This window comes from Delftia sp. JD2, assembly GCF_001682645.1.
Lineage (GTDB): Bacteria > Pseudomonadota > Gammaproteobacteria > Burkholderiales > Burkholderiaceae_C > Comamonas > Comamonas acidovorans.
Genome location: NZ_LFJT01000131.1, coordinates 1 through 2,008, shown reverse-complemented (window position 1 = coordinate 2,008; position 2,008 = coordinate 1). Strand labels below are relative to the sequence as shown.

The 2,008-nt window shown below is 69.9% G+C and carries 2 protein-coding genes; both read left to right on the top strand.

Annotated elements, in window-relative coordinates; genetic code table 11:
• On the top strand, positions 1-1,411 hold a 1,411-nt coding region (locus tag ACM14_RS30150; protein ID WP_139093537.1), incomplete at its 5' end, for an efflux RND transporter periplasmic adaptor subunit.
• A gap of 46 nt (positions 1,412-1,457) precedes the next feature.
• Positions 1,458-2,008 (top strand): efflux RND transporter permease subunit (locus tag ACM14_RS30145; RefSeq protein ID WP_175403333.1); only part of this gene is annotated, 551 nt, incomplete at its 3' end.

The following is a 2,008-nucleotide window of genomic DNA, read 5'->3' as shown; positions in this document are numbered from 1 at the left end:
CGGGCCGGGTGGGCCTGGCGGCCCCGGCGCCATGGGTGCCCAGGCGCAGCCGGTGTCCGTGGGCGTGGTGGAGCGGCGCGACATGCGCGTGCTGATCAGCGCCATCGGCACCATGAACCCGCGCGCCACGGCCGTGGTGCGCGCCAAGGTGTCGGGCGAGTTGCTGCGCCTGCATTTCAAGGAAGGCGACGAGGTCAAGGCCGGCCAGCTGCTGGCCGAGATCGATCCGCGCAGCTTCCAGGCCAGCTTCAACCAGATCCAGGGCACGCTGCAGCGCGACCAGGCGCTGCTCAAGAACGCCCAGCTGGACCTGCAGCGCTACAAGGAGCTGCAGGCACAGGATTCCATTGCCGGCCAGCAGGTCGATACCCAGGCTGCGCTGGTGCGCCAGTACCAGGGCACGGTGGCCGCCGACCAGGCCCAGGCCGATGCGGCCAAGCTGCAACTGAGCTACACGCGCATCACGGCGCCCATTGCGGGCCGGCTGGGCCTGCGCCAGGCCGACCGGGGCAATGTGGTCAACCCTTCGGATGCCAACGGCATCGTCACCATCACCCAGGTCAAGCCCATCGACGCGGTGTTCTCCGTGCCCGAGGCCCATGTGGGCACGCTGGCGCGGCGCCTGGCCGAGGGGCGCGAGCTGCCCGTGGAGCTGTGGGATCGTGACCTGAAGCAGCAACTGGGGCGCGGCCGCCTCAATGCGGTGGACAACAGCATCGACATCGCCACCGGCACCATCAAGGCCAAGGCCGCCTTCGACAATGCCGAGGGCCGGCTGTTCGCCAACCAATTCGTCAACGTCAAGCTGGAAGTGGACCGGCTGGAGCAGGCGCTGACCGTGCCGACCACGGCCGTGCAGAACAACTACGTCTACCTGGTCCAGGAGGATGGCACGGTGACGCAGCGGCGCATCGCCGTGGGCGTGACCGATGGCGACCGCGTCAGCGTCAAGGGCGAACTCAAGCCTGGCGAGCAGGTGGTGGTCGATGGCATTGACCGCCTGCGCGAAGGCGCCAAGGTCACGGTGATCGAGCCCGACAAGGTGCAGAAGGTGGACCAGGCCGTGCAGGATGCCTCCGGCCAGCCGCGCGGCATGCGCAATCTGCCGCCCGATGTGCGCGCCAAGCTGGCGACCATGAACCCCGACGAGCGCAAGGCCTACCTGCAGAAGCTGCGTGCCGAGCGCGGTGGGCAGCGCAATGGTGGTAACGGTGGCAGTGGTGGTAACGGTGGCAGTGGTGGTAACGGCGGCAACGGCGGCAACGTGACCGCGCCGGCGGCCGAAGGCTCCGCGCCCGCAGGCCAGTCGCCGGCACCGTCGCCCGGATCGCCCCAGCCTTCGCCCGGCCCGACGCCTGCCGCGCCTTCTGCGCCTGCTGCTCCGGCGGCTCCCGCTCCGGCCGGGCGCTGAGCAGCGCCCCGGCACCTGAAGACTGCAAGCCCTTCCAGGCGGCCCCATGAATCTTTCCCGCATCTTCATCCTGCGACCCGTCGCCACCTCGCTGCTGATGGTGGCGGTGCTGATCGCCGGCCTGCTGGCCTACCGGCTGTTGCCGATCTCGGCCCTGCCCGAGGTGGACTACCCCACCATCCAGGTCACCACGCTGTACCCCGGTGCCAGCCCCGACGTGATGACCTCCAACGTCACGGCGCCGCTGGAGCGCCAGCTCGGCCAGATGCCGGGGCTGTCGCAGATGTCGTCCACCAGCTCGGGCGGCGCCTCGGTGATCACGCTGCGCTTTGCGCTGGACATGGCCATGGACGTGGCCGAGCAGCAGGTGCAGGCCGCCATCAACGCGGGCTCCAACCTGCTGCCCAGCGACCTGCCCATGCCCCCGCTGTACAGCAAGGTCAACCCGGCGGACGCGCCCATCCTCACGCTGGCCATCACCTCGCCCTCGCTGCCGGTGATCCGCGTCAATGACCTGGTGGAAAACCGCCTGGCGCCCAAGCTCTCGCAGGTCAACGGCGTGGGCCTGGTGGCGATTGCCGGCGGGCGCCGGCCTGC